Here is a 25,952-nt window from a genome sequence, read left to right on the forward strand (position 1 = left end):
CTCTATGAGCCGCTTTTTTCTTCGGATGCATCGCCTTCCGGTTGATCGGTTGGCTTGTCTTCGTTCTTTTGGGATTCCTTCTTCGCATCCCCTTTGTCTGACTTCCCGTCACCATCGGCCTGGCCTGATTTTTCAGGACTCACTGGCGTTTCCTCTTTTTCCGTTGTGACACTAGCACCAGAAGTTTGCTTTAATTCCTCCATCGCCTTTTGGATCTCTTCAAGTTCCTTGTCGATTTCCCCGATCTGTTCCTGCTTTTCTTGCCCGCTCAGTTCCTTGTCGGCCCGTATCTGTTCCTGGCGGATGGCGAGCCCGTATGCCAAGAGAACCGGGTCCTCCATCGCACGGGCGATATCGACCGCTTCCTCCGCTTCGTTCCGGCCGATGAGCACCCAATACTTCAGATAGTTTTCATCTGTCTTCAGCGTGATGTTTGAACGGATATTCTCCTTTTGTTCCTCTGTCAATCGTTCATTGATGACATAGGAATCAGCCAGCTCAAAAAGCGAGATATACGGCAGGCTGTCCGGTCTGTAGTCGGATAGTTCTGTTACGGTATCACTGTAATTCATCGCCAGGTAGGCTTGGTGGGCTGCATGGATTGCAGCTGTCTTCGGTTTTTCATAGACAAAGGTGTACAGAGTAAATGCAAGTGAAGGAACGAGGAGTACACCGGAGACAACTCCCAGGATTTTCGCGGTTTTCCACTTCTTCAGCGGGAGGCGGACATTCTCTTGCTCCCGCCGGTTTACACTCGCTATTGCCCTGTCAATATAGGCCCTGAGCGCGTCCGGATCCGCAGCTGCCATGACAGCTGCGGGATGCGGTTTTAAATCGAGTGTATCGTGGTGATGAAGATACTCTTCGAACTTCCGTGACCCGTCCACCGCAACAGCAACCGCCGCTTTTGTCTCCTGCCAAATCCGAGCCGGGTCCGGTGATTCTGGCGGCAGGCTGTCCGTCACACCAAAATGCAGAAAATGCGGTGTCATTCCGCTGTCAACCACAATATTTTCCGGGCAGACAATGGGCTGAAGCCGACCTTTGCTAAACCGTTCTGCCAGGTCGACAAGCTTGGAGGTGAAGATCCACCTTGTCTTCTCATCCTCAGCAATAAGCGAATTAAACCGCTTATAACGCTCCGGGAATGAAACAGTAATTTTCAGTTCGTCACCGCTAAGATCGATCTCTTTCCGGATGACCGGATCGGCTGCAGACAGAAATGAGATTTCGGCTTCATTATTCATCCCGATCCGTTCTGTCTGGAAAATGAACGAACTTTGATGGTCCTCATGCAGGATATCCGCGTCCAGCAATTTCTCCATATAAGTAAGCGGTTGTTTATCGATCGCCATTTCGGTCTACCCCTTTGCTAAGTTCAAACTCTATATGTATGTGGTGAAAGATGCTTTCAAAGGATTTCCAAGCGGTCCCCGCTCTGGATGCCGCACTTTGCTAATGTTAAATGTCCTGGAACCACCTGGTTTTTATTGGCGATCCTGATCCAGTGCCCTTCCCGCTGGGATTTTGTCACACCCTGTGCCTGGCGGGCAATCTCTGTCACTTTCTTCATTGTGTGATAATCCGACAGCCGGAGGTCGAAAACCCCTCCATCATAATGGGTCAGGTCCACAGTGATCTCGATGTACATACAGTCACCCCCGCATTAATGAAGGAAGAGCGCCTTCCGGTTGGTTGAAAGGCGCTCCAAGAAATATTCACCGCGTGGCAGATCAGCTGCGGATTTGGCCGGCAATCTGCTCGTCCGCATCACGAAGGGCTTGTCCTGTGCGGTTCAGCTGAACACCGATTTCCGAAAGAAGATCACGCATGTCATTGAAGTGTGGCTTGAGACGTTCATACTGCTCAGCGAATGCACGGCTCGAAGCACCCTCCCATACGGAAGTGAGTTCCGAAATCATACCGTCGAGACGGCCGATCTGCGCTGCCACTTCTCCGGATTCATTATTGTAGCGGTTGGACATAGCTTCCAGTTCGGCTGGGGTTACGCGAATGATACCTGACATTTCATCCATCTCCTTTTTGGTTCAAAGTATTTAAAATAACTGCTGTCTGGCGAATCAGCTCGGCGCTCTTCACCGCAGGTATTTCCGACACATCATGGGCAATCTGTCATAACCGGGTGGGATTCCCTGGCATTCTTTAAATCTTTCTTTCTATTGAATACCATTTGTACAGGCCAATTGTCAAAAAAGATTCGAAATCAAGATTCATAAAATTAGGACCTTAGGAATTGTAAACACTACTTTCAAGGTATTAAAAACCAAAATTAAACACCTTTATTACGAAGAATTGTAGATACATATGCCCTTTAATGGGATTAAAAAACAGATCTAAAGACCGATAGAGCTCACGCTTATAAGGGTATTAAGATTCATTTTAAAACCCTGATTCTTCCTTATCTTGAATCCATACTAATTTTAATGAAAATAATAAAAACGACATCCGCCGGCATATATCGGAACTATGATTACTCTCCTTTGAACTGGCCCCCGAACTGCGGACATTTAAAAAAGTCCCGGTTCGGGTTTTTTTGTGGTCAAAAACTCCGTTATACTGGACACAAAGTTGAACGGAGAAGATTTTCGATGAGCCGCCAACCAATTAATGAATCCATTCGCCGACTTCTCGAGGACAATCCCAATATCCTTCATGTGGCAGATAAGACGACACTAGAACACCGTACGGTGTCTAATCACCTGAATCGTGAGTTCCAGCAGGATGAGTCGGGCAAGGTCCTCCTGACTGTTATTACTTATCTGTATTACGACAAGGGCCAACCTGCTTACCTCTCCGCTGTGAAGGACGTGGCGACCAAGGAAATTCTCGCTTATGAACTGATGATCAGCCTTTCCATGCCAATCGTGTACCGGAAGCAGGACAAGCTGGAGGAGGCTCTTGGAGAGAATCTTCATCCCGAAATCATCTTTCATTCAGACCAAGGGGTCCACTACACCCATCCCGAGTATCAGAAACGCCTCAAGGACCTGAACATCAAACAATCAATGTCCCATTGTTGGGACATTGCGCCGATGGAATCCTTCTTCGGTCATATGAAAGATGAAATGGACTTTAGGCAATGCCAAACATACGATGAGCTCAAGCAGCTGGTGGATGAGTATATTTACGATTCCAACAACCGCCGGTACCATTAGAATCTAAAAAAGATGACTCCGGCACAATATCGAAGTCATCTCATCTCCGCATAAGCAGGGCCTTTTATTAAACTGTCCGCTTTATAGGGTTCGATTCACTTTAGACCGTTCCTCTTTCAACTTGCTCCCTTAGAATCCCCAGATTATGCCTCACATTTTTGGAAATATCAATGGAGGCTTCGATAGCTTCACCTTTTTCATTTGAGAGTTGAAAGAGGATATGATTAAACTGCATTTCCACTTCAGACAATATCGCAGAAGCTGCAAGATTATAAATCTGAACGGATACAAAGCGGCCCGGTTCAAATATGGCTGTATCGATGTAGGAGCGGAAGTAATCGAGCATACCAGGAAGATTGACAATGAGATTCATGACCGCCTTCCGAATTCCTTCCACGACGCCTTCTATTTCAATGATCGGTTCTTTAGCTGAATTAGCTGCTGCGGCTACTGCAGATTTGTATCCTGAAGAAACAAACCCTGAAACAATTCCCGGCACGCTGTATGTCACAACAGCTTTCGCTGCATCTATGGCCACAAGGATTGCTTCCAACATTTTTTCAATGGTGAACAAAACGGTTTGGACAGAAAACAAAACCGGCATCAATTGTTTGGAGACGGCTGATTTGAGCGTAGCGTGGGCAGAATCCACCTGAAAGTTTTTAATCCCCATCCGGAGTTTCATATAGGGTGAGTCATCCAACTGGAAAACTGTTGTCTGCCGGACTTCTCCTACATCCGATGGCAATCCTGTGCCCGAAATAATTGCAGCTGCAAGACTATTGTCCCTGTCTACAAATCTGTTCGCGATATCCTCGACTTGCCCGCCATACTCTTCCATTTGCCGGCTCATTTTCTCCCGGTTTCCTGCCAGCACGCCATAATGCGCCAATAATTCCCCTACGACAGCATCAACAAATAGGTCTTTGCCGCTCTCAAAAAGAGAAGGTATCAGATTAAAGAAGATGGAACGGCTTGCTTCCACGAACTGATCGATAGTTTGCTGCAAGTTATATATCTCTTCTCTTGCCGGAGAAAATAAAGTTCCGACATCTAACTTAAAACCACCGAAATGTTCAAAAATCTCCATAGGAGGCGAATTCAGCCACTTATCAAACCCTCTGCATTTAGCCTCTGCCAGGCTGAGCAAAGCCAGCAAATTGTCAGTAAGCCGTTTTGCCGAATCCCCAGTAGTAGCGATTCTACTGAAAATAGGTTCTGATGCCGCCTCCTCGATCATTCGCTCGAATTGCTCCTGTAATATGGAAACGCGCTCTGAAAAACGCGCGCTTTCATCTTCCACAATTTCAACTGCAGATTGGATATACCCTATTGCCAATCCGAAACGGCCGATCAGTTCACTATGAATCCCAGCGGAAAGCTGTTCCATTTCCGCCTTGGATATGTCGATAAGCCCTCCCCCACTCGCATGAATCGGTTCGCCTGTCCAGAAACTGAGGACAATGTGCTCATCAGCGCCGAATTGGATTTTTCCATATCCGGGATCGCCCGGCTTACCGACTTCATAAACCCCGTCCGGATCGGCTTTGATATATCCTGTATGATTCGGAGCCAACAAATCCAATACAGGAACACCGTGATTGAGCTTGATGATTCTCCCAGGTACCCGGTTTAGGCCGAGGGTGTCCTGTACATGGGTCAGAATATCGTGCTTTCCATAATAATTTGTAATATTGCTGTAGTGTTTGGCGGGATTGAAATCACCTGCCGGTAGCATTGCCGGGTTAAGTGTTACGACCTTGACCTCGGTTCGTCTGACCCCCACATAGTTGGCATTTGCGCCCCCAAGTGAATTCCCGGCGACGTGTGACACAGGCCCAATATTGTCCTCTACGTACTGAAAATAAGTGTATGCCTCTTTCAATTGAGGCGGTGCAACTACCCCTGGAAGCCTGGCATTCGTTTTTAGCCAATCCTCCTCAATTTGAGTACGATCACTTCCTACATATACTACCGAATACTCCTTAGTGATCCGATTTTGAACAGTTAGAGCGTCCAGGCCGGATTCATGGCCATAAAACGTATCGATTACTTTGAATTCTTTTCCGTTTACAGTGATATTGTCCGCATTGCCTTGCACATATTTATATGCATGAGCCCCTGCCAACTCAACAAGATCACGATCATTGGTTGCATAATGGATTCTATCGGATGATTTTATATTCGATTCTGGAGCAAAGGTCAATTGAGTGAACTCTTTCCTTCCCGTCTTCTCCAAACCGCTTTCTCCTCCATCCACTGCCTTATTCTTTTATGATTTCATTTGGCCCGATGTTTTTTAACGTATTTGTTTTGCTTCCTGAAGCTCTTCGTTTATCAATGAAATTGTCGTTAAGGTGCAAAGCATAAGTACCTGCCGGAATCCCTTCCAGCCTGGTCAAGGATGTTTTCAGTTCATCCATTATTGACTGGTCAGGCTCCGCTCCTTCCTCATCCATATACAACGAAATACCGAATGCAATATCATCTGCAACTACCCCTGAATTTTCCAGTTCCTTGCGGATCTCCTCTCCTTCTATTTCAGGGTTTTCCAAATACATGTTATAAACTCCTTCAAAAGTCAGCGCCAACGGATTGACCAAGTAATATTGATTAGAAAATCCATTTCCGCCTACATTTCTTACTGCTTGTGGATTTAATCCTGTAACTGCGTACATTTCGGCAAAATCCGTTAAGAATTGATTCAGTTTCTCAAACTTCTCTGGATAGGCCTTCGCATACAGCCACCCATGAATAGCATTTTCTACTTGCCCTTCTTCTGTCCTGACTCCCTCAATCCGAATCTCTTCATTACTGAAGTCATAGGGAACAATCGCATAAGTAAAAAATTTTGGATCTGCTACTGATTCTACAAATACGGTTGCAGCATCTCGTGCTCCAACGATATTTGTGACCTGCACTTCAGTTTTGTAATGTTCTTGAAAGTAATGGTTCACTGCTTGCTCGATTTCAGAAGACGACGCACGGGCTTTCTTTTCAATCTCCTTGTTGGCATCCTTTAATTGATAACCTTCACCGTTGTAACTCTGTACACTTACGTAGTTCTCTTTTACATAGTCACTTTCTTTTGCGGAAGCATTCAAGTCTTTTTCTTCCTCCTTTAATTCTTTGCCGGCGGATTCCTCGGCTTTTCCCCTGGCATTGTGCTCTTGATTCTCGATATTGCCGCATCCATAACTGAGGAGTACCATGCAGACTGCAGAGACCGCCCATATTTTTCTTTTTTTCACGTTGTTTTCCCTCCCAGTTCCATCCAAGTTTTTTATTATTCGAGCGCCCTGGTCTTCTTTTTACCATGCGTATCCATCCATGGTTAAATAACTGAAGTCAAAACTATCATCACCCACCTGTGACTATTCATCTTAAATGATAATTTTCCGTATATTTACTATTCCATTGTAGCCAAGCAATCATCAATATGGGATAACAACACATGAATGATTATAAATCAGGAAAAAAGTCTCGATAAGATAACACAACTAAAAAACTACCATTCAGACATGAAAAGGGATTTAATGTGAATTTGGTTGACAAACGGATTTATTGGACTTTTATTTTACGATTGTAAAACAAATCGATTGAACATCGAGGAAGTTAATGCCGCGTTCGAATCTCTATATCCAAGAAATAAGGATCTTTAAGCATGAGTTATCTAAAAAATCTATCATTTAAAAATGATTCACGTTATGATAAGTTCTATCTTCGTAATTAAGATACATGAGAATCGATTACTTGAGGAGGAATGTCTGTGGATTTGATACTGGAGAAAATCGTGGGGTGGCTGTGGGGGCTGCCGCTTATCTTCACCGTCCTGTTCGTGGCCCTGTATTTCACTGTCGGAAGCAAAGTGTTCCAGCTTTTTCACCTTCCGCACATTTTTAAGGCGACATTCGGCAAGGTCTTTTCAAAAGAGGAACGGGAGCGATCCAAGTCGGAAAAAGGGATTCTGACACCGTTCCAGGCAGTCAGTACGGCAATCGGCGGAAGTGTCGGTGTCGGGAATATCGGGGGTGTCGCGACGGCGATTGCAGTTGGCGGGCCCGGAGCGGTGTTCTGGATGTGGCTCACCGCACTGTTCAGCATGATGACCAAGATGGTCGAAGTCACCCTTGCCGTCCACTACCGGAGCACCGATGAAAAAGGTGATCCGTACGGCGGGCCGACCTACTACATGCAGAAAGGTCTTGGAGAAGAGCGGAACTTCAAGCTTTGGTGGATTCCCGCCTTCCTGTTCGGCTTCGGAATCTTTTCCACATTCTTTATCACGCTGCAGAACTATACGGTCGCCGAGGCGATCGATTCCTCATTCGGATTCGGGCTGATTCCGTCGTCCATCATTTATGTCATCGGAATTTATCTGATTATTCTCGGCGGGATCAAGCGGATCGGAGAGACGGCGGCAAAGATCATTCCTGCAATGTGCCTGTTCTATCTGTTGGCCGGATTGTATATCATTTTTTCCAATGCAGGAGACATCCTTCCTGTATTCGGCCTGATTTTCGATAGTGCCTTCACCGGCATGGCGGCGGTCGGCGGATTCACCGGTGCTGCTGTTGCACAGGTCATCCAGATGGGTGTCGCGCGCGCAGTCTATTCCAACGAAGCCGGCTGGGGAACGTCCCCGATGATTCATTCCACTGCGAAAACCGACCATCCGGTCAAACAAGGAATGTGGGGCGCGGCAGAAGTCTTTATCGACACGATGGTCATCTGTTCGGTGACCGCACTCACCATTATCATCACCGGAATGTGGTCGAGCGGACTGGACGGCGCCTCCCTCACTCTCGCCGCTTTTGAGGAAGGCATCGGCGAAGCCGGCCGTTTTGTCATCACAATCTCCGTCTTCCTGTTCGGCCTGACGACGACAACCGGTTGGTACACATACTATGAAATCCTGTTGCGGCAGGTGTTCGGAAAGCCGGACCAGGCGTCCCTAAAAGGAAAAGTACTGAAGTTTTTCCAGCTCGTCTATCCGCTTCCGGGATTGTTGCTTGTCATCTATGCGGTTTATTACGAGTTGCCGGGGAAGTATGTCTGGTACTTCGCCGACATCACGACCGCGATCCCGACTTTCGTCAACCTGGTCGTCCTCTTGTTCCTGAGCAAACGGTTCTTCGAGCTTCTCCGGGACTACAAGGCGCGCGAGCTGGGCGTCGGGATTCCGGATCCGGACTTCAGAGTGTTCTATGAAGACCGTAAAAAGTAACTCCTTTTCTCCGTCCGGCAACTTCGTTTATTTGGAACCTCCAAGGGAATAGTAAACAGGGACATTCCAAATACGGGAGGGATTCGGATGGATACAAAAGCAACTGCACAAAACATACTCGATGAAAGCAAGGTCGGCACAATGGCGACCGTCCAGGGCGGCAAGCCGTTCACCCGGTACATGACATTCTTTAACGACGGTTTCACTCTGTACACGGCCACCTCGAAACAGACCGACAAGGTCGACGAGCTCGAAGTTAATCCGCACACACATATCCTGATCGGCTATGAAGGCGAAGGCTTCGGTGATGACTACCTGGAGATTATGGGGACAGTCGAAGTGACGGATGATGAAGGCCTCATCGATAAAGTCTGGAATGAACAGATGGAAAGCTATTTCGACGGTCCGGATGACCCGAATCTCGTCATCCTGAAAGTGCAGCCCGATGCAATGCGTGTCATGAACAAAAAAGGACAACCTCCACAAGACGTAACTTTTTAAGGTTGGCTGCCCAGCCCTCCGGCATCTTTGCCGGAGGGTCTTTTCGTCCTGCCATGTCTCAGCCGGTATGCTCCGGGGTAAAGAAGATATAATAGGACCATCCACACGGAAGGAGAATTCAATGTGAATCCCAAGTTCGAGGAAATGCAAAACCGTTTGCGCCATATCGGGAACTTGAACAATTACATAGAACAGCTGATCGATAAAGTGCCCGGAAATCTGATTTCGGACAAACAGCGGCGGAAACTGGTCGATGCCGTCACGGATGACGATGACCTGAACGCCCTCCTGGAAGGACTGAAAAACCCGCGCCCGCCCCGCTTTGTTCTGGTCGGCAGGACGGGTGTCGGCAAGAGCAGCCTCATCAATGCGATGAGCGGCAAATACCTTGCCGAAGTCAGCGACGTGGAAATCGGCACGAAAGAGGCCCGGCGGTTCACCTATGAGTCGGACGGCCAGGTTTATTTTGAAGTGATCGACACCCGCGGCATCGGGGAATCGGAAACCTTTGATACCAAAGCGGAGGATGAGCTTGCGGGGGTGATCCGCGAGTTCCGGCCGGATGCCCTCCTTTTCCTCCAAAAAGCGACGGAGCGGGCGCATATCGACAAGGATGTCCTCGTCACCAAACAGCTGATGGAAAAGACCGGCGGCAATCTTCCTCTTGTGGCGATCCTGACCCATATCGACGAGCTGAATCCATCACGTGTCAAGGAACCTGACCGGTACCCGGAAGATAAGCTGGAATTGATCAGGGAAAAAACCGGACAGCTGGAGCGCATCTTCAGCGAGCATGGATTAAATGCGACAGCCGTTCTTCCCGTCTCCTCGTATGTCGAATGGCACCGGGAATCCGAAGTTGCAGCCAATGATGACCAGGACAACCCGGAAATCGCCTTTGACGGACGGAAAGGAATCGAGGAACTGCTGGATTTTTTGGAAGACAATCTGGATGTCAGGGCGGCCATCCACCTCGGCCTGACCTTGCGGCTGAACCGGGTGGCAACACGGATTGCTGAGCGCTTTATCCGGATTTTCTCAGCCTTGAGTGCCACCGTTGCCCTGAGCCCGATCATCGCTTCGGATATTGCAGTGCTCCTCACCCTCCAGTCGATGCTCATGATGATCATCGCCTATCTGTCCGGGCGCGAGCTGGAATTTAAAACCGCGAGGGATTTGCTCGTCTCACTCGGAGGGATTGGGGCTACCGGTTTCACACTCCGCATGGTCGCCCAACAGGGCACCAAGTTCGCGAACCTCATCTTCCCCGGAGCCGGCTCGGCACTCAGCGCGACCATTGCCAGCGGCGGTACTTACGCCATCGGCAAAGCGGCTGTCGCTTATTACTTGCGCGGCGTACCGGAAAACCAGCTGAAACAGGTGATCAAAGAGGCTCAAAAAGAATTCGATGCAGAACAGAAGACTTCATGAGTGGCTGGCAGATTAGAAAAAGCAGTGGCCCTGGACGCTTCCCGCGTCCGGGCCACTGCTTTTTAAGATGATCTTGTTTGCATGAGCCACCGGTCAATGAGTCGCAGATTCATTCCTGATTTCCGCCCGTATTCCCGAGCTTGGCCAACACGTCATCCCTATACCGGTTCCGTTCCTTTTTGGACATTTTCTGATAGTCCTTCATGAAGGCATCGTAATGCTTCAACACTTCTTCGGTTTCCCCGATTTCCCGGATGGTTCCGTACTCGAGCCAGACGATCCGATCGCAAAACTTTCGCATCTGTCCTAAAGAGTGGCTGACAAAGAACATCGTCTTGCCCCGTTCTTTGAATTCCATCATCTTTGCAAGACTCTTCTCCGAAAACGCTTTGTCCCCGACTGACAAGGCTTCGTCGACAATCAGGATATCCGGATTCACACGGACTGAGATGGAAAAGCCCAAACGGGACTTCATTCCGCTTGAATAGGACTTCACGGGCTGGTCGATGAATTTCTCAATCTCGGCAAACTCGATGATCTCCTCTTCCATGGAATCAATCTCCGCTTTGCTGAATCCGAGCATGAGCAGCTTAAGCTCAATATTCTGCCGCCCGGTCAGGTTATTATCCAGCCCGGCATTGACCGCGATCAACGAAATGCTTCCATTTGCAATAACTTCACCGGAAGTTGGCGGAATGATGCCCGCAATGATATTTGACAGTGTCGATTTGCCGGAACCGTTGATGCCGATGAAGCCGACAATCTCCCCGTGTTCCACTTCAAGAGAGACTCCGTTTAACGCATAAAAGTCCTCTCCAACATCCTTCCACGGCAAAAGCAGATCAAGGATCCGTTCGGAATTCTTCTTATACAATTTATAGCGCTTGCTCACATCTTTTACAATGACTGCTTTGGACATTGTTTTCCCAACTTTCATTACAGGAAGTCAATAAATTGACTCCGGAATTTCACATGAAGGGCAGAACCGATCATGAACAGAATCAATACCACACCCACCATGTATACCGTATAGACCGGATTCTCAAGGAAATACCATCCTTCTCCTAACAGGGAATAACGGTAACCTTCCACAATATAGTAGAACGGATTGATCTTGACTGCCGTCTGCCAAGATTCCGGCAGCAAAGTTGGCGGCCACAAAATTGGAGACAAATAAAGCAGCATTCTCATAATGGACTGCAGGAGCATCTGGACATCACGCACAATCGTCGCAAGTGTTGATGTGATCAATGTCATTCCTAAGAGAAGAACCAGCAGGATGGCCGTATAGATCGGCAGCTGCAAGTAATACACTGAAACCGGATAGCCTGTGAACTGGAGGACAAGAATTCCCAGCCCAAGGAGGATCAGATGCGGGTAAAACTGTGCAAGGATCACGTAACTTGGAATTACACTCATCGGGAAGTTCATTTTTGAGAGCATTTTAATCTTGGAATAGACCGACTTGGTTCCCCTCATAATCCCCTGGTTGATAAAGAACCAGACGAGAATTCCTGAGAACATCCATTGAAAGTACGGAATATCCCCGATTGGTTCCCGCTGTCGGATTCCGAAACCGAACACGAACCAATAAATCATAATCTGGATAGCCGGATTGATAACCTCCCAGGCAGCTCCTAAATAGCTGCCAGTGGCCGCACTCCTGAATTCGTAAAGTGACAGCCGGCGTGCCAGGAAAAAGTTTCGGATTTGTTCATTTAAAACGGTCAAAGCAGATTTCATAGTGGTAGCTCCTACATGATTAATGTCACGACCCGAGGAAAGCGTTGACTGCCCGCTCTGCCGCATGGCCATCCTCCAATGAAGTGAACGTTTTCTGGAATTTACGATAGGCTTCGCTTTTCTCCGGCTGCAGCTGGCCGATATTGCGGATCACATCAAACAGTTCCCGTTCCGTACGGACGATGGGTCCCGGGGCTTCTTCCTCAATTGCGAAATAAAAACCTCTTAGTTGGTCCCGGTACTGATCCAGGTCGTACATATAGAAAACGATAGGTCTGCCCAGGACAGAGTAATCGAAAAACACAGAAGAATAATCCGTAATCAACAAATCGGACGTGATATAGAGTTCCCGGATATCCGGGTAATGGGATACGTCGATGACTGCACCATCGTAACCCGAAAAATCGAAGTTCTCAGCAATCAGGTAATGCATTCTCGTCAACAGGACCCATTCATCCGAGAACTGGTCTTTCCATTTTTTCAGGTCAAATTGAAATTCGAACTTGTACTTCCCTTTTTCATAAAAATCATGGTCTCTCCAGGTCGGTGCATACAGCATCACTTTTTTTCCATCAGGGATTCCAAGTGCCTTCCTCACTGTACGCACGTCCGATTCCGCAAAGTTTGTCAGGAGATCATTCCGGGGATAGCCGGATTCGATGACCTCCCCCTTGAACCCGAATGCCCGCTTGAAGATGTTTGTTGAATAAGCATTCGGGGACACAAGAAAATCCCATTTTGAAGACTCACTGAGGAAATTCCGCCGATAGTTGTCTGTGTCAGTTCCCGGCATATGGACCGTCTCAATATCCAACCCCAACTTTTTCAGCGGAGTTCCGTGCCAGGTCTGCACATAGATCGTGCCCGGCGGTTTCGGCATCCAGCCGGGCAGGCGGACATTGTTCACCCAATACTTGGCCCGCGGAAATTCCATGAACCACTTGGGGGTGAATCGCTTCACATACGGAACGCCATGCCTCTCAAAAAGTTCCGTTGAACGTTTATCGATACTCCAGACAAGCCGGTACTCCGGACGATGCTTTCTCATATATTCGTAAATGGCACGCGGGCTATCGCTATATTGCTTGGCATGGAAGCTCTCAAAAAACACGGTTTTCTTTTTTCTCGGCAATAGCCCCATCACCCTGAAAGCGACATGGAAGATCCACTGCGGAAGAGCACTCTTCTTGATCTTGTGCATAACGGACATGGAACCGATCACCCTTTGACTTTGATTGCATTCCTATTACAAATAGGTTTCAGATTGGCACGCTTCAGGTTCAGCGCTATTTTTTTAAGAACATGTTGTATATAATAACATACGATTCAACATTTTATTATTATCAGGAGTAGGATCCTGACCCAGATTGAGGAGATGTCAAACAATGAAACGAGTCATTACTTACGGAACGTTCGACCTCATCCACCACGGCCACATTAACATACTCCGCAGAGCGAAGGAATACGGGGATTATCTGATTGTGGGTGTTTCCACTGACGAATTCAACGCCATCAAAGGAAAAAAGGCATACTACCCTTTTGAGGAACGGAAAATGATCCTCGAAGCCATCAGATACGTCGATGAAGTAATCCCCGAATCGCACTGGGGACAGAAAGTGGAGGACATCCAAAATCATCATATCGATGTTTTTGTTATGGGCTCTGACTGGGAAGGGAAATTTGACGAACTCGCTGAACATTGCGAAGTCATTTATCTTCCACGTACGGAAGGAATTTCATCCACAAAGATTAAAGAGGACCTAAAAGACAGAGCGCAATGAAGGATAGTCTGATATCCCTTTATGTTTGGTTGGTTTCCTTGTTTTTCACTGCTTTTAAGGCCTTCCCATTACAAAAGAAAACGGTTTTCCTCTCTTCTTTCGGGAATAATGCCTGGTACGTGGCGAATGAGCTTGGAAAGATAGACAATCAGCCGGTCATTTTTTTGAATGATTCGCGATGCCGAATTGATTTTTCCGATACGGCTCCGGCTCGGAAGAAAGTCTACACGTTCGAGAGCGGTAATATACGGGATATGGTGATGTCGATCTATCATTTGGCAACCGCCAGATACGTGTTTATCGACAATTACGTCGGGATCTTATCCGGGCTGCGCTTCCGTAGAGGCGTCGAGCCAGTGCAGTTATGGCATGCAGCAGGAGCCATTAAACGTTTTGGTTGGACAGATCCCGAAACATCCAAGAGAAGCCGAAGGGCTCAGAAACGTTTCCAGGCTGTGTATGACCGTTTTTCCCGGATCCCTGTCGGTTCCAAAAAGATGAAATCCATCTTTATGTCATCGTTTAACATCGGCGACGGCCACTTCCTCCCTACGGGGGTTCCGATGACGGACTTTTATTTTGACCCGGCCGCAATAGCCGGAGGAGCAGAAAAGGTTTTACATAGATATCCGGCGGTACGCGGAAAAAAGATCGTTCTTTATGCACCGACGTTCCGGAAAGATCAACTCGATGATCAGCATATTCCCCTGGATATCGGGGAACTACTGACCGGAATACCCGATGACTTCATCGTGATGATCAGGCTGCATCCTGCAGTAAGGGGAATCTCTTCGCTGCCTGAACACCCCCGGCTAATTGACGTCGGCGCATACCCAAACGCAAACGAACTGCTGGCAGCAGCAGATATACTTGTGACCGATTATTCCTCACTTCCGTTTGAATATGCCCTGTTGCGCCGCAAGATGATTTTCCACCTGCATGACCTGGAAGAGTATTCGAAAAAAACGGGGATATGGGCAGATTCACCTGATTTCTTCCCCGGGCCTATTGCGAAAACTACGGGAGAAATCATCATGCACATCAATGATCCCGCCGTTGATTACAATCGTATCGAACGATTCAACTCTGAATGGAATGAGTTTTCAGATGGGCGATCCAGCCGAAAGCTGATCGACCGGATCTATGGGCAATAAGCACAGGCTTCCCCGCTGGAAGCCTGTTTTTTAATCTTCATGATGTTGGATTCGACAACTATGCATCATCATTTGAGTTACTTCTTCTTTCCCATCTGCCTGACCGGGTACATGAGAATGTCGCTGGCAAGCTCGGCTGCACGCGCCCAAAGTGCGCCATTGCCTTCCACCAGGCGCTGGACCGTCTGTTCGGCTTCGCGCTGGCGCTCCTGCAGTTCCAGTAGCGTATCAAACCCGCTCCTTACGAGTCCTTTCAGCCGTTCCTGCATACATTCGGCCACGTCGGGGAAAAATCCGCTGAAATGATCTTCCCCAATCCATTTTTGAGCCTGTGCCGCCTTATCGATCTCCTGCTTGTAATAAGCGGACTGGGCTTCCATCAGGTAGTACAAGTCGAGCGCATCATGGATCCGGCTGAGCTTCCCGTAACCGATATTCTTTGCCCGGTATAGCCTGACCGCTTCACGCACATCCTCGCCGCGGCTATGGCGCCGGGGTTTGCTCTGGTGAAGGGCGGAGTGGCCGGGATCCGGCAAGGCGGGATACCAGCGCCGGAATTTCTCCTCGAATTCCGATAATACAGCCGACATTTCACGCCGGGCTTCTTTCTCATATTGTCTTTTCGGATAATAATGCTCCAGAAGTTCCTCGCGTTTTTTGCGCCGGGCCAGCCAGCCGCCTGCTTCAGGCCAGTCCGGATAGAGGCAAACCGGCTGCTTGTCCTGTTCCTCCATGATGCTCCCCCCTCACTGTTTCTTTTTCCTCATTATACGTCTTTTTTAAGTTCTCTTCACCTTGCGTACAAACAGAAAAGCTCCCGCAGTATGCGGAAGCCTTGTACAAGGTGATTTATTTGATCCACTTATGACGCACCGGGCTCTGGTCGTCCTCACCAAAGACCGGGTCTAGTTGAGGGATGCCGACATTGCTGATTGTATGTTTGGCCTGGGCAGCCTTTGCCGGGTCGTGCTTTATCTTATTCGGCTCAGCCCCATCCGGATAGGCGCCGATAACTTCAAAGTCATCACTGGAATCCACTTTCATATGACCAGTGCCGGCAGGAAGCAAAATTACATCTCCCGGCTTGACCTCCAGGCGCTGGCCGGAGTCCCCGCCTGCCAGTATCGTTCCGCTGCCCAGCCGGACACCGAGAACCTCATGTGTGTTGGAATGGTAGTGGAGTTCATCATGGACATCGCCTGTCCAGCCGGTTGTCCAGCCATGACTTTTGAATGCCCCCTCGATGTCTTCCGGGCTTTGTCCACCATCCTCCCCGTCAAATGCATTCTGGTAGAAAATGACCGGAAGTGTCGGATTATTCGGAGTCTGTCCGTCCTCTTTCAGGAAAAACGATTGCACTTGAATATCCATCTGATCCGTCCTTTCTTCCCTCATTCATTCTCTTTTTTATTTACCCGTCTGCGCTCCTCTAACCGTTTCCGTTCTGGAAGAAGCCATATTTCAATTTTCAGCAGACAGTAGCAGCCTTAAATAGGTCTTATTCCACAAAAGAAAGCTCTTTTTCTTTGTTCGAGTGTCCCAAAATCAAAATTTGAGGCCTTTAAAATTGAAAGTTGAGCGATTGACATTCAGATTGGCCCATTCGACTGGGCATCGAGGTTTCATTAGGCTGTACATACCCGGGAAAACGCTGCGCCGTGCACGGCCTGAAAGGCCGAAGAATCATGATAAACGTGAACACGGAAGACCTCCTATTGCAATATGAACCGATGATTTCCGCTGCGATTCGCCAGCTGAATATCCGAAGGGATCATGATAACTTCCGGCAGGCGGCCCGCCTCGCCCTCTGTCAAGCCTGTGTCAGGTATGATAGTGCGCGGGGGCATTTCGCGCCATTTGCGTACCGGACGATCCGGGGAGCGATGCTTGATGAACTCAAAAAAGAAAGCCGGTACGCTGAGTCCGCCTCCGCTTTCGCTCCGGATATAATGGAAGCCCTGTCAGGCCATCAGGCAATGGAGGAACACTTGGAAGTTTCCGATGACCGGCTTCCCCTGCTCCGCAAATCCCTTGCCTCTCTGACAGAAGATGACCGACTTTTGCTGTTCCGCCTGTTTGCGGAGCGGATGCCTTACACTGAATGCGCCCGGCTGGCCGGAATCTCTGTTCCGGGTATCAAAAAGCGCCGTGAACGCATTCTGGTCAGGCTCAGGAAGCAGATTACCGCAATGGCAGAAGAAGAGGCAGCTGTTTAGTCCGCAAGTTGCCCGGGTATAGATAAGTATGAACGCTTGAATGACAATCAGGAGGGATTCTTTATGGTAAAAGTACTGACAGTAGAAAACGGCGTGCAAGCACGTGATGAAATTGACAAGCTGGTCACGCAGGGATATGACAAAGATCAAATTTATCTGTTTGCACACTCCGATGAGCGGGAAAAAGACATCGCGGAAGTGCTCGACGTCGAAACGGCAGGCATGAGCGATACCGGCTTTTTCAAAGGCATGAAGAACCTTGTCGCAAAACGCGGCGACGAGCTCCGTTCGGAATTTGAAGGCGTCGGACTTTCCCAGCAGGAAGCGGACGAGTACGAGAAAGTCCTGGACGGTGGACGCCTGGTCATCGTCGCACAGGACGCAACGGACAAATAAAATGCTTTAAACGCCGTCCGGACCGGGCGGCGTTTTTAAATACCGGAAACAGGCAAGAATAAACTGAAAGAGATCGAGAACAAAGAAAGGAGGAAGCAGCATGGGCATCCATAAATTTTTCACTAGCCTGAATGACTTGGAGCGGATCATCCGCGCACCCGGAAAATTCAAGTTTGAAGAACACAACGTAGCCGCCCACTCATGGAAAGTCGCACAGTACGCCATGTTTTTCGGGACGCTGGAAGAAATGGGCGGCGCGGAAGTGGATTGGAAATCGCTCTACGAAAAAACGATCAATCACGATTTTGCCGAAGTCTTTATCGGTGACATCAAGACGCCCGTCAAGCATTCCTCCCCGGAACTTAAGCAAATGCTTGCTACGGTAGAGGAAAAAATGATGGAGAAGTTCATCTTGCGGGAAATTCCCGAAGAATTCCAGAGCGTATTCTTCCAGCGCATGAAAGAAGGCAAGGACGGTACACTGGAAGGCCGGCTTTTGGAACTTGCCGATAAATTGGACCAGTTCTATGAAGCTTACGCTGAACTCAAACGCGGAAACACAGAGCCCGACTTTATCCAGATGTACGAAATTGCACTCACCAAGATCCTGGAGATGCCACTAAAAAAGAGCGTGGCTTATTTCCGCGATGTCATATTGGAAGATGTAGTCAGCGAGAAAACAGCAGTGGATGTCAAAAGCCTGACCATACGGATCCTGAATCAGCAAAAAGAGCAAAATGAATAGGCGTCAACATTGTGACAATTGTTCGAACAGTTTCTATTAACTTCCATAATCCGAAAATTCGGTATTGAAAATGATTCATTGTCTGTGTATAATTATGAAATCAGGTTCATAACATTTTTTGAGAAAACATAGTCGAAAAGGAACAAGGAATCCCTGTCGGTTCCTTTTTTCGATTCCAGGAAAGGAATGATGCATCATGCAGATGGTCAGAGACGTAAAGGAAGAGGCACGGCGCAATGCAAATGACTATGTCCACCAAGTCTTCGAACTCGTCAAACGCCGAAATCCTGGACAAAAGGAATTCCTTCAGGCAGTCCGCGAAATCTTCGACTCCCTCCGCCCCGTCTTCGCACAGCATCCGGAATACATTCGGGACGGCGTGCTGGAACGGATTGTGGAGCCCGAGCGGATCATTTCATTCCGGGTGACATGGGAAGACGATAATGGGAAGGTTCATGTGAACCGCGGATACCGCGTCCAATACAACAGTGCGCTCGGACCGTATAAAGGCGGGTTGCGCTTCCATCCTTCCGTCAACGACAGCATCATTAAATTCCTTGGCTTCGAACAGATTTTCAAAAATGCGCTGACCGGCCTTCCGATCGGCGGCGGCAAAGGCGGAGCCGATTTCGATCCGAAAGGAAAGACAGACCGTGAAATCATGCGCTTTTGCCAGAGCTTCATCACTGAGCTCAGCAAGCATGTCGGACCGGACACAGATGTTCCCGCCGGAGACATTGGGGTCGGCAAGAGGGAAATCGGCTATATGTTCGGACACTACAAGCGCTTGCGGAACGCTTACGAAGCGGGCGTCTTCACCGGGAAAGACCCGGAAAGCGGGGGCAGTCTCGGCCGGAAGGAAGCAACCGGCTACGGCCTCGTCTACTTCACCGTCGAAATGCTGAAGCACCACGGTCTCGACTTGGAAGATAAAACAACTGTCGTTTCAGGATCCGGGAATGTCTCAATCTATGCGATGGAGAAGGCAATCGAATACGGCGCCAAAGTCATCGCCTGCAGTGATTCGAATGGCTATATCCATGACCCTGCAGGCATCAACCTTGAAACCGTCAAGCAGCTGAAAGAAGTCGAGCGCCGAAGAATCAAGGACTACGTTCAATTCCATCCTGAGGCCACTTACACAGAAGGCTGCACGGAAATCTGGTCGCTCCCTTGTGAAATCGCACTGCCTTGCGCCACTCAAAATGAACTCGATGAGGCCTCGGCTGCCAAACTGATCGAGAACGGCCTGATTGCTATCGCCGAAGGGGCGAACATGCCATGCGACCAGGAAGCGATTGATCTGTTCTTGGAAAACGGCATCCTCTACGGTCCTGCCAAGGCGGCCAATGCAGGCGGCGTCGCAGTGTCCGCGATGGAAATGTCTCAGAACAGCATGCGCTATTCCTGGACCGAGGAAGAAGTAAACGAGAAACTTCACCGCGTCATGGTTGACATCCATAAAAACTGTGTGAAAACAGCGGAGCAATACGGATTCCAACATAATCTGATGGTCGGCGCGAACATTGCCGGATTCAAAAAAGTGGCGGATGCGATGGTCGCCCACGGCCTGCACTAAGTTTCGGCCCATCAGGTGCAAAAAATATTGTCATCCGACTCCCTGAAATCAGGGAGTTTTTCCTGTTGGGGCAAAAATATTCCCTTACAACGGCAAACTAGTGATATAATCATGTCGAATCTAATATTTATGGCAAGGAGCCGTTGACATGCTTAAAGAATTCTTTATCGGTCTTTCCCAGAACCAGTTCCTGAACGCTGCCGCACAAAAATACGGCCTGAAGCTCGGCGCACAAAGTGTCGTAGCCGGCACGGATATTCATGAAGCCATTGAGACAATAAAAGAGTTAAACAAAAACGGGATCTCCGCTACGGTGGATAACCTCGGTGAGTTCGTCTATGACCGGGAAGAAGCAACCGCCGCCAAAAATCAGATCCTGAATGTCGTGGAAGCCATCCACGAAGCCGGCGTCGATGCCCATGTCTCACTTAAAGCGTCCCAGCTCGGTCTTGATATTGACTACGACTTCGCACTTTCCAACCTGCGCGAGATTGTTGCGGCGGCATCGAAATATGACATGTTCGTCAATATCGATATGGAAGACTATGCCCGTCTCCAGCCATCGTTCGACATTCTGGACGAGCTCTCCAAAGACTACGGGAATGTCGGCACCGTCATCCAGGCGTACTTCCACCGTGCAGAGGACGACATCCGCGACTACAAGGACTACCGCCTCCGTATCGTAAAGGGCGCTTACAAAGAGCCGGCTAGCGTCGCTTATACGGAAAAGGAAGATATCGACCGGAACTTCATAAAGCTTATTGAATACCACCTTCTTCACGGCAAATTCACTTCTATTGCCACCCATGACCACCACGTCATCGACCACGTGAAAAAATTCGCGGAAGAAAACAATATACCGCGGGATCAATTCGAGTTCCAGATGCTTTACGGATTCCGTCGCGACATGCAGCTTGAACTTGCAAAAGAAGGATACCTCTTCACCACCTATGTGCCATTCGGCAAAGACTGGTACGGCTACTTCATGCGCCGTCTCGCAGAACGCCCGCAGAACCTCAACCTTGTTGCAAAGCAAGTATTCACGCCAAAGACCAATGGCGTCATCGCCATCGCTGCAGGCGCCTTCCTGCTCGGCCGCGTAACGAAGCGCCGCTGAAGCTCACAAAAAGGACCGCACATCCGGATTTGTCCCGGATATGCGGTCCTTTTCCTGTCATTGCTCTGTCAGGCTGACGATGGTTTCGGCGAGCAGGCGGCATCGCGGAACAAACGAGTCGATTTCCAAATACTCGTCTTCGCGGTGAGCATTCCCTCCGACCGGGCCCATCCCGTCGATTGTCGGAATCCCTGCTGCGGAGGTATAGGATGCATCCCCTCCTCCGCCTGTTGCGGTATCAGTCACATCAATCCCGATTTCAGAACCGATTTCCCGGATCTGTTCAATCAGGCGGGCTGTCCCTTCTGTCCGCTCCATCGGCGGGCGGTCGATGGTACCTTCAACAGTGATGCGTGTTCCTTCCACATCAGGAGTTGCACAGATTTCCCGGATCTTATGATCAAGCGGCTCTGCCTGAGACAATTTCGTCGTTCGGATGTCCACATACCCGACGGCCTCAGGCGTCACGACATTCACCGCATCTCCACCCTGTATGATGCCGACATTGACTGTGATGCCTTCATTATAGTCTGTTAGCGCATGAAGTTTGATGATCTTGTGGGCGAGCTCTTCCGTAGCACTGCGCCCCTTTTCGGGTTCAATACCGGAGTGCGCGGCTACGCCGTGCACATGGATCGTATAGTCACCGCCGCCTTTACGTGCGCTGACGAGTGAGCCGTCCTTGCGCGCGGGCTCCATGATCAGTGCGGCTTTTTTTCCTTCAGCATGGGCCTCGATCATCGGACGGCTCGTGATTGAGCCAATTTCCTCGTCGCTTGTGAGAAGGATCTCGATATTGTCCAGGCCTGGACGCCCGCTGTCTGCGATGGCTTGTACAGCATAAAGAAGCGTGACGAGACTCGCCTTCATATCGATGACGCCAGGCCCGTATGCACGGCCATCTTTCACTGAAAACGGTCTCTCCGCAGCTGTTCCGTCACGGAAAACCGTATCCATGTGGGCAACTATCAGAATTTCAGGGTCCTTCGCGTCCTTATGCCGGATGATGAGGTGATTGCCTTGGATTTCCTGGCTGACTGTCTGCACGTCAAATCCGAGATTGACGTACGCTTCTTTCAGGATGCTTCCGATTTTGTCGATTCCCGCCTTGTTTCTTGAGCCGGAGTCAGTATTGACAAGCTGCTCGAGAAGGCCGAGCATCTCGGTCTGCCGGCTGTTCAGGAATTGCTCCATGATGATCCACTCCATTCGCTGCCTGATTAATGGTTCCCTTTTCATTATACCGCTTCGGGCGAGTCAATGAACCTGCTATTCTATGTAGCTGAAAGCCGAAAAATGATGCGGCAGGCAGAAAACTTTTCGACAAAATCCGACTTGTCCAGAATCTGTGGATAACTCTATGCACATCATCCACACCGACAAACATGCAATGAAGCACCATTCACAAACACTATCAACAGGTTATCCACCTTTTTTTGTGGATAACGGAACAGTTGTTCCCGAATTATTTCTTTGGTACATTGTGAATGTGGGAAATGCGCCCCGCATCCACAAGGCTGTGATCATCCACCGGAGGTGAACAAGTTGGACAGACTAACAGACGATCAGCTTATTGACACCTATCTTACGGCGATTGCACACGGGCTCAATCCATGCTTCATCATGCTACTCGAGAGAGAAATCATGCGGCGTACTTTCAACCAGGAAAAGAAATTGTTGTGTCCTGCCTAAATAATCAAGCAGACGGCACCGGGTAAAAGCAGGATCTGCTTTCCGGACTGCCATCTGCTTTTTGTTTTGCTTTCATTAAAGGCAGGTGATCACTGGCATTCAAAATACGTCCAAGAGGCAGCTTCTATCCCTTGCTGATTTCCTATCACCCCCGGGTGATGCCCCCGCGTACCCGAATGCTGTATTAACCTTGGTCAGATCACTTTTTCTCCTTTTTTCCAGACGGCGCCGACATGGTTGATGCCGAACAGGTATTGGAGTTCCTGATAGTTCTCCACGTTCCAAATGACGAGGTCGGCCTGCTTGCCTGGCTCGATCGAACCTGCTTTGTCTTGCATTCCGATAGCGTGTGCCGCATTGATGGTGGCCGCAACGAGCGCCTCTGCCGGAGTCATCCTCATGGAGATGCACGCCAGGTTCATGACAAGCGGCATCGAGGTCGTAGGGGAAGAGCCGGGATTGCAGTCGGTCGAGATGGCGACGGGGACACCCGCGTCGATCATTTCCCTGCCCTGTGCGGCTTCTTCCCTCAAGTACAATGCAGTCGCAGGCAGCAGGCATGCAATCACGCCCGCTGCCGCCATCTGCCGGATGCCTTCTACGGATGCTTTGAGCAGGTGTTCTGCAGAGACGGCGCCGACTTCAGCCGCAAGTTCCGCCCCTCCATAAGGTTCAATTTCATCGGCATGGATTTTCGGTGCCAGCCCATGCCGCTTGCCTGCTTCCAAGATACGCCGGGATTGTTCGGGCGTATAGACACCGACTTCGCAAAAAACATCATTGAATACTGCAAGCTGATCCGCTGCAACGGCCGGAATCATTTCGTCAATGATCAGACGGACGAAGTCATCTTCCCTGCCCTTGAATTCCGGCGGGACCGCGTGTGCGCCCATGAAAGTCGGGATGATGTCAACCGGATGCCGTTCGTTCAGCTGTTTCATGACATTCAGCTGCTTAAGCTCGGTCTGGAGTTCCATCCCGTAGCCGCTCTTTCCCTCGACTGTTGTCACCCCATGCCGCAGAAACGAATCAAGCCTGCGTTCCGCCTGCCGATACAGCTCTTCCTCTGTCGCTTTCCTGGTCATCCGGGCGGTCGCGTGAATGCCGCCGCCGGCATTCATGATGTCCATATAGGATGCGCCTTCAAGCCGCATTTCGAATTCCTTTTCACGGCTGCCTCCATAGACGAAGTGTGTATGCGGATCGATCAGCCCGGGTGTCACGAGCCGTCCTTTTGCCTCGTAAACATCGGCGTCTTCCGCCCATTCACCGAACTGTGCCTCCAGCTCGGCAGTTGTGCCGACAGCTTTGATTTCTCCGTTTTCAACCCATACACTTCCGTCCTCAATCAGGCCGAGTTCCGACATTTCCGCCCCGATCCTCGGCCCCTTTCCGCCTGCGACGGTCACGAGCTGCGCGGCATGTTTGATCCAGAGAGGTCTTCTCATGACAGATCATCCTCCTTTTCGAGCATCGGGATATCGACGCCCTTGTCCCGCGCTGTCCGGATGGCAAGCTCGTAACCTGCATCCGCATGACGGACGATGCCCATCCCCGGGTCGGTCGTCAGCACCCTCTCCAGCCGCACTTCCGCTTCCTTCGAGCCGTCGGCAACAATCACCATCCCCGCATGCTGGGAGTAACCCATACCGACGCCACCGCCGTGATGAACGGAAACCCAGGTTGCTCCGCCGACGGCATTGATAAGTGCATTCAGGATCGGCCAATCGGACACCACATCGGAGCCGTCTTTCATCGCTTCCGTTTCGCGGTTCGGCGAGGCGACTGAACCTGAATCCAGATGGTCCCGGCCTATCACGATCGGTGCATTTAGTTCGCCTGATGCGACCATGCCGTTAATGATTTTCCCGAAGCGGGCGCGCTCCCCGTATCCGAACCAGCAGATCCGGGACGGGAGTCCTTGGAACTCGATTTTCTCGCGCGCCATTCGGATCCAGTTGCAGAGATGGGCATTATCGCTAAACTCCCGCAAAATCACTTCATCCGTTTTCAGGATATCTTCAGGATCGCCCGACAGCGCCACCCAGCGGAACGGGCCCCTGCCCTCGCAGAACTGGGGCCGGATATAGGCGGGGACGAATCCCGGGAAATCGAATGCCCGCCCGACGCCCTCATCTTTGGCCACTTGGCGGATGTTGTTTCCATAATCGAACGTCACCGCACCTTTGTCCTTCATGACGAGCATGGCGCGGACGTGGCAAGCCATCGATGCTTTCGCTTTTTCCACGGCTAGTTCCGGATCCGATACACGGAGTGCCAGCGCCTCCTCCACTGTCATTCCAGCCGGAACATAGCCGTTCAGAGGGTCATGCGCCGAGGTCTGGTCTGTAAGAACATCCGGAACGAACCCGCGGGCCAACAGATCCGGCAATAAATCGGATGCGTTACCAAGCAACCCGATGGAAAGTGCCTTGCCGTTTCTCTTCGCTTCCTCCGCCAGGCGGATGGCCTCATCCGCAGAGGCAGTCTTCGTATCCAGGTATCGTGTCCGGATGCGCTTATCGATTCTGCTTTCATCTACCTCGATGGCGATACAGACCCCACCTGCCATCGTGACGGCAAGAGGCTGCGCGCCGCCCATCCCGCCGAGCCCCGCCGTGAGTGTGATCGTGCCTTTCAGCGAACCGCCGAAATGCTGGCGGGCCAGTTCTGCGAACGTCTCATAGGTACCCTGCACAATCCCCTGGGAACCGATATAGATCCAGCTTCCCGCAGTCATCTGGCCATACATCATGAGGCCTCTGCGGTCGAGTTCATGGAACGTCTCCCAGTCCGCGTAGGCCGGAACCAGGTTTGAGTTGGCGATGAGCACTCGAGGCGCATCAAGGTGTGTACGGAATACGGCCACCGGCTTTCCCGACTGGACCAAAAGTGTCTCATCATTTTCCAGCCGCTTCAGCACAGCGACAATTGCATCGAATGCTTCCCAATTCCGCGCCGCCTTGCCGATTCCCCCATAGACGACCAGCCGATCCGGATGCTCCGCAACATCCGGGTGGAGATTGTTCATGATCATCCGGAGTGCCGCCTCCTGCTGCCACCCCTTTGTATGAAGTTCCGTTCCCGTATAGGACACAACCTTTTCCGCCGCCACATTTGTATGCGCTTTCAATTCCATCCCCTCCCTTTCCTTCATTGTACAATGAATCTTGGAGTGAAGGCATTCGGATCGG

General features: G+C 50.0%; 25 protein-coding genes. 12 read left to right on the forward strand and 13 right to left on the reverse strand.

Annotation, left to right across the window (positions count from 1 at the left end; genetic code table 11):
• Positions 1-2 precede the first annotated feature (2 nt).
• The 3 genes from essB to BLT01_RS03340 form a co-directional block, all read right to left on the reverse strand.
• Positions 3-1,355, reverse strand: coding sequence for a type VII secretion protein EssB (essB, locus tag BLT01_RS03330; protein WP_092094587.1), 1,353 nt, complete (start codon positions 1,353-1,355; stop codon positions 3-5).
• A gap of 56 nt (positions 1,356-1,411) precedes the next feature.
• Complete coding sequence (locus tag BLT01_RS03335; RefSeq protein WP_092094589.1) at positions 1,412-1,651, reverse strand: EsaB/YukD family protein; 240 nt, start codon at positions 1,649-1,651, stop codon at positions 1,412-1,414.
• 82 nt (positions 1,652-1,733) lie between these two features.
• Positions 1,734-2,027, reverse strand: coding sequence for a WXG100 family type VII secretion target (locus tag BLT01_RS03340; RefSeq protein WP_092094591.1), 294 nt, complete (start codon positions 2,025-2,027; stop codon positions 1,734-1,736).
• A 582-nt stretch (positions 2,028-2,609) separates the two neighbouring features.
• On the opposite strand from BLT01_RS03340, the gene BLT01_RS03345 reads away from it, so the two are divergent.
• Entirely contained in the window at positions 2,610-3,176 is a 567-nt protein-coding gene (locus BLT01_RS03345) for an IS3 family transposase (RefSeq protein ID WP_176765019.1), read from the forward strand.
• A 100-nt stretch (positions 3,177-3,276) separates the two neighbouring features.
• On the opposite strand, the gene BLT01_RS03350 is transcribed toward BLT01_RS03345, so the two are convergent.
• Together BLT01_RS03350 and BLT01_RS03355 are read right to left on the reverse strand one after the other, a co-directional pair.
• Positions 3,277-5,415, reverse strand: a complete 2,139-nt coding sequence (locus tag BLT01_RS03350; RefSeq protein WP_092094595.1) for an SA1320 family protein — start codon at positions 5,413-5,415, stop codon at positions 3,277-3,279.
• 25 nt (positions 5,416-5,440) lie between these two features.
• Positions 5,441-6,427: a DUF1672 family protein gene (locus tag BLT01_RS03355; RefSeq protein ID WP_092094597.1), complete on the reverse strand. Its 987-nt coding sequence runs from the start codon at positions 6,425-6,427 to the stop codon at positions 5,441-5,443.
• A gap of 512 nt (positions 6,428-6,939) precedes the next feature.
• On the opposite strand from BLT01_RS03355, the gene BLT01_RS03360 reads away from it, so the two are divergent.
• The 3 genes from BLT01_RS03360 (at position 6,940) to BLT01_RS03370 (ending at position 10,335) form a co-directional block, all read left to right on the forward strand.
• Positions 6,940-8,403 carry an alanine/glycine:cation symporter family protein gene (locus tag BLT01_RS03360; protein WP_092094599.1) on the forward strand — a complete coding sequence of 488 codons (1,464 nt, stop codon included), beginning with the start codon at positions 6,940-6,942 and terminating at the stop codon, positions 8,401-8,403.
• A gap of 87 nt (positions 8,404-8,490) precedes the next feature.
• Positions 8,491-8,904, forward strand: coding sequence for a pyridoxamine 5'-phosphate oxidase family protein (locus BLT01_RS03365; RefSeq protein WP_092094601.1), 414 nt, complete (start codon positions 8,491-8,493; stop codon positions 8,902-8,904).
• Between the two features lie 123 nt (positions 8,905-9,027).
• Positions 9,028-10,335 carry a GTPase family protein gene (locus tag BLT01_RS03370; protein ID WP_092094603.1) on the forward strand — a complete coding sequence of 436 codons (1,308 nt, stop codon included), beginning with the start codon at positions 9,028-9,030 and terminating at the stop codon, positions 10,333-10,335.
• 109 nt (positions 10,336-10,444) lie between these two features.
• Here the strand turns inward: BLT01_RS03370 and tagH are convergent, their stop codons facing one another.
• The 3 genes from tagH to BLT01_RS03385 are packed head-to-tail and all read right to left on the reverse strand — an operon-like array spanning position 10,445 to position 13,279.
• Complete coding sequence (tagH, locus tag BLT01_RS03375; protein WP_092094605.1) at positions 10,445-11,254, reverse strand: teichoic acids export ABC transporter ATP-binding subunit TagH; 810 nt, start codon at positions 11,252-11,254, stop codon at positions 10,445-10,447.
• Positions 11,255-11,271: 17 nt separating this feature from the next.
• The gene (locus BLT01_RS03380) at positions 11,272-12,078 is read right to left on the reverse strand and encodes an ABC transporter permease (protein ID WP_092094607.1); all 807 of its coding nucleotides are present in this window, start codon (positions 12,076-12,078) and stop codon (positions 11,272-11,274) included.
• Positions 12,079-12,103: 25 nt separating this feature from the next.
• The gene (locus tag BLT01_RS03385) at positions 12,104-13,279 is read right to left on the reverse strand and encodes a CDP-glycerol glycerophosphotransferase family protein (RefSeq protein WP_245696866.1); all 1,176 of its coding nucleotides are present in this window, start codon (positions 13,277-13,279) and stop codon (positions 12,104-12,106) included.
• Between the two features lie 184 nt (positions 13,280-13,463).
• Here BLT01_RS03385 and tagD point away from each other — a divergent pair, with 184 nt between their 5' ends.
• Positions 13,464-13,859 (forward strand): glycerol-3-phosphate cytidylyltransferase, encoded by a 396-nt coding sequence (tagD, locus tag BLT01_RS03390; protein WP_092094612.1) that lies wholly within the window; start codon positions 13,464-13,466, stop codon positions 13,857-13,859.
• Positions 13,856-15,013 (forward strand): CDP-glycerol glycerophosphotransferase family protein, encoded by a 1,158-nt coding sequence (locus tag BLT01_RS03395; RefSeq protein ID WP_092094614.1) that lies wholly within the window; start codon positions 13,856-13,858, stop codon positions 15,011-15,013. Before tagD ends, BLT01_RS03395 begins: the two co-directional genes overlap by 4 nt.
• Before the next feature lie 77 nt (positions 15,014-15,090).
• Here BLT01_RS03395 and BLT01_RS03400 read toward each other — a convergent pair whose 3' ends face one another.
• Entirely contained in the window at positions 15,091-15,747 is a 657-nt protein-coding gene (locus BLT01_RS03400) for a hypothetical protein (RefSeq protein WP_092094616.1), read from the reverse strand.
• A gap of 115 nt (positions 15,748-15,862) precedes the next feature.
• Entirely contained in the window at positions 15,863-16,384 is a 522-nt protein-coding gene (locus BLT01_RS03405; protein ID WP_092094984.1) for a cupin domain-containing protein, read from the reverse strand.
• Positions 16,385-16,698: 314 nt separating this feature from the next.
• Here BLT01_RS03405 and BLT01_RS03410 point away from each other — a divergent pair, with 314 nt between their 5' ends.
• The 5 genes from BLT01_RS03410 to BLT01_RS03430 all read left to right on the forward strand — a co-directional run bounded on the left by BLT01_RS03410 (position 16,699) and on the right by BLT01_RS03430 (position 21,066).
• Positions 16,699-17,229, forward strand: a complete 531-nt coding sequence (locus BLT01_RS03410; protein WP_092094618.1) for a sigma-70 family RNA polymerase sigma factor — start codon at positions 16,699-16,701, stop codon at positions 17,227-17,229.
• 63 nt (positions 17,230-17,292) lie between these two features.
• Positions 17,293-17,625 (forward strand): general stress protein, encoded by a 333-nt coding sequence (locus BLT01_RS03415; RefSeq protein WP_092094620.1) that lies wholly within the window; start codon positions 17,293-17,295, stop codon positions 17,623-17,625.
• 100 nt (positions 17,626-17,725) lie between these two features.
• Positions 17,726-18,370 carry a YfbR-like 5'-deoxynucleotidase gene (locus BLT01_RS03420; protein ID WP_092094622.1) on the forward strand — a complete coding sequence of 215 codons (645 nt, stop codon included), beginning with the start codon at positions 17,726-17,728 and terminating at the stop codon, positions 18,368-18,370.
• A gap of 196 nt (positions 18,371-18,566) precedes the next feature.
• Positions 18,567-19,949, forward strand: coding sequence for an NADP-specific glutamate dehydrogenase (gdhA, locus tag BLT01_RS03425; RefSeq protein ID WP_092094623.1), 1,383 nt, complete (start codon positions 18,567-18,569; stop codon positions 19,947-19,949).
• Positions 19,950-20,097: 148 nt separating this feature from the next.
• Positions 20,098-21,066, forward strand: a complete 969-nt coding sequence (locus BLT01_RS03430; protein WP_092094625.1) for a proline dehydrogenase family protein — start codon at positions 20,098-20,100, stop codon at positions 21,064-21,066.
• Positions 21,067-21,123: 57 nt separating this feature from the next.
• Here the strand turns inward: BLT01_RS03430 and BLT01_RS03435 are convergent, their stop codons facing one another.
• Positions 21,124-22,260, reverse strand: a complete 1,137-nt coding sequence (locus BLT01_RS03435) for a M20 family metallopeptidase (RefSeq protein WP_092094986.1) — start codon at positions 22,258-22,260, stop codon at positions 21,124-21,126.
• A gap of 342 nt (positions 22,261-22,602) precedes the next feature.
• On the opposite strand from BLT01_RS03435, the gene sda reads away from it, so the two are divergent.
• The gene (gene sda, locus BLT01_RS15020) at positions 22,603-22,758 is read left to right on the forward strand and encodes a sporulation histidine kinase inhibitor Sda (protein WP_245696863.1); all 156 of its coding nucleotides are present in this window, start codon (positions 22,603-22,605) and stop codon (positions 22,756-22,758) included.
• A gap of 194 nt (positions 22,759-22,952) precedes the next feature.
• Here sda and hutI read toward each other — a convergent pair whose 3' ends face one another.
• Positions 22,953-24,206, reverse strand: a complete 1,254-nt coding sequence (hutI, locus tag BLT01_RS03445; RefSeq protein ID WP_092094629.1) for an imidazolonepropionase — start codon at positions 24,204-24,206, stop codon at positions 22,953-22,955.
• The gene (hutU, locus tag BLT01_RS03450) at positions 24,203-25,891 is read right to left on the reverse strand and encodes a urocanate hydratase (protein WP_245696864.1); all 1,689 of its coding nucleotides are present in this window, start codon (positions 25,889-25,891) and stop codon (positions 24,203-24,205) included. The genes hutI and hutU overlap by 4 nt, the downstream gene beginning before the upstream one ends.
• Between the last annotated feature and the right edge of the window lie 61 nt (positions 25,892-25,952).

The sequence above is a fragment of the Bhargavaea beijingensis genome (assembly GCF_900101985.1).
Classification (GTDB): Bacteria; Bacillota; Bacilli; order Bacillales_A; family Planococcaceae; genus Bhargavaea; species Bhargavaea beijingensis.

Bases quoted from the DNA above. Each gene is read 5' to 3' on its own strand.
- essB (WP_092094587.1), bottom strand. From the start codon at position 1,355: ATGGCGATCGATAAACAACCGCTTACTTATATGGAGAAATTGCTGGAC.
- BLT01_RS03335 (WP_092094589.1), bottom strand. From the start codon at position 1,651: ATGTACATCGAGATCACTGTGGACCTGACCCATTATGATGGAGGGGTT.
- BLT01_RS03340 (WP_092094591.1), bottom strand. From the start codon at position 2,027: ATGTCAGGTATCATTCGCGTAACCCCAGCCGAACTGGAAGCTATGTCC.
- BLT01_RS03345 (WP_176765019.1), top strand. From the start codon at position 2,610: ATGAGCCGCCAACCAATTAATGAATCCATTCGCCGACTTCTCGAGGAC.
- BLT01_RS03360 (WP_092094599.1), top strand. From the start codon at position 6,940: ATGTCTGTGGATTTGATACTGGAGAAAATCGTGGGGTGGCTGTGGGGG.
- BLT01_RS03365 (WP_092094601.1), top strand. From the start codon at position 8,491: ATGGATACAAAAGCAACTGCACAAAACATACTCGATGAAAGCAAGGTC.
- tagH (WP_092094605.1), bottom strand. From the start codon at position 11,254: ATGTCCAAAGCAGTCATTGTAAAAGATGTGAGCAAGCGCTATAAATTG.
- BLT01_RS03380 (WP_092094607.1), bottom strand. From the start codon at position 12,078: ATGAAATCTGCTTTGACCGTTTTAAATGAACAAATCCGAAACTTTTTC.
- BLT01_RS03385 (WP_245696866.1), bottom strand. From the start codon at position 13,279: ATGCACAAGATCAAGAAGAGTGCTCTTCCGCAGTGGATCTTCCATGTC.
- tagD (WP_092094612.1), top strand. From the start codon at position 13,464: ATGAAACGAGTCATTACTTACGGAACGTTCGACCTCATCCACCACGGC.
- BLT01_RS03395 (WP_092094614.1), top strand. From the start codon at position 13,856: ATGAAGGATAGTCTGATATCCCTTTATGTTTGGTTGGTTTCCTTGTTT.
- BLT01_RS03400 (WP_092094616.1), bottom strand. From the start codon at position 15,747: ATGGAGGAACAGGACAAGCAGCCGGTTTGCCTCTATCCGGACTGGCCT.
- BLT01_RS03405 (WP_092094984.1), bottom strand. From the start codon at position 16,384: ATGGATATTCAAGTGCAATCGTTTTTCCTGAAAGAGGACGGACAGACT.
- BLT01_RS03410 (WP_092094618.1), top strand. From the start codon at position 16,699: ATGATAAACGTGAACACGGAAGACCTCCTATTGCAATATGAACCGATG.
- BLT01_RS03415 (WP_092094620.1), top strand. From the start codon at position 17,293: ATGGTAAAAGTACTGACAGTAGAAAACGGCGTGCAAGCACGTGATGAA.
- BLT01_RS03420 (WP_092094622.1), top strand. From the start codon at position 17,726: ATGGGCATCCATAAATTTTTCACTAGCCTGAATGACTTGGAGCGGATC.
- gdhA (WP_092094623.1), top strand. From the start codon at position 18,567: ATGCAGATGGTCAGAGACGTAAAGGAAGAGGCACGGCGCAATGCAAAT.
- BLT01_RS03430 (WP_092094625.1), top strand. From the start codon at position 20,098: ATGCTTAAAGAATTCTTTATCGGTCTTTCCCAGAACCAGTTCCTGAAC.
- BLT01_RS03435 (WP_092094986.1), bottom strand. From the start codon at position 22,260: ATGGAGCAATTCCTGAACAGCCGGCAGACCGAGATGCTCGGCCTTCTC.
- hutI (WP_092094629.1), bottom strand. From the start codon at position 24,206: ATGAGAAGACCTCTCTGGATCAAACATGCCGCGCAGCTCGTGACCGTC.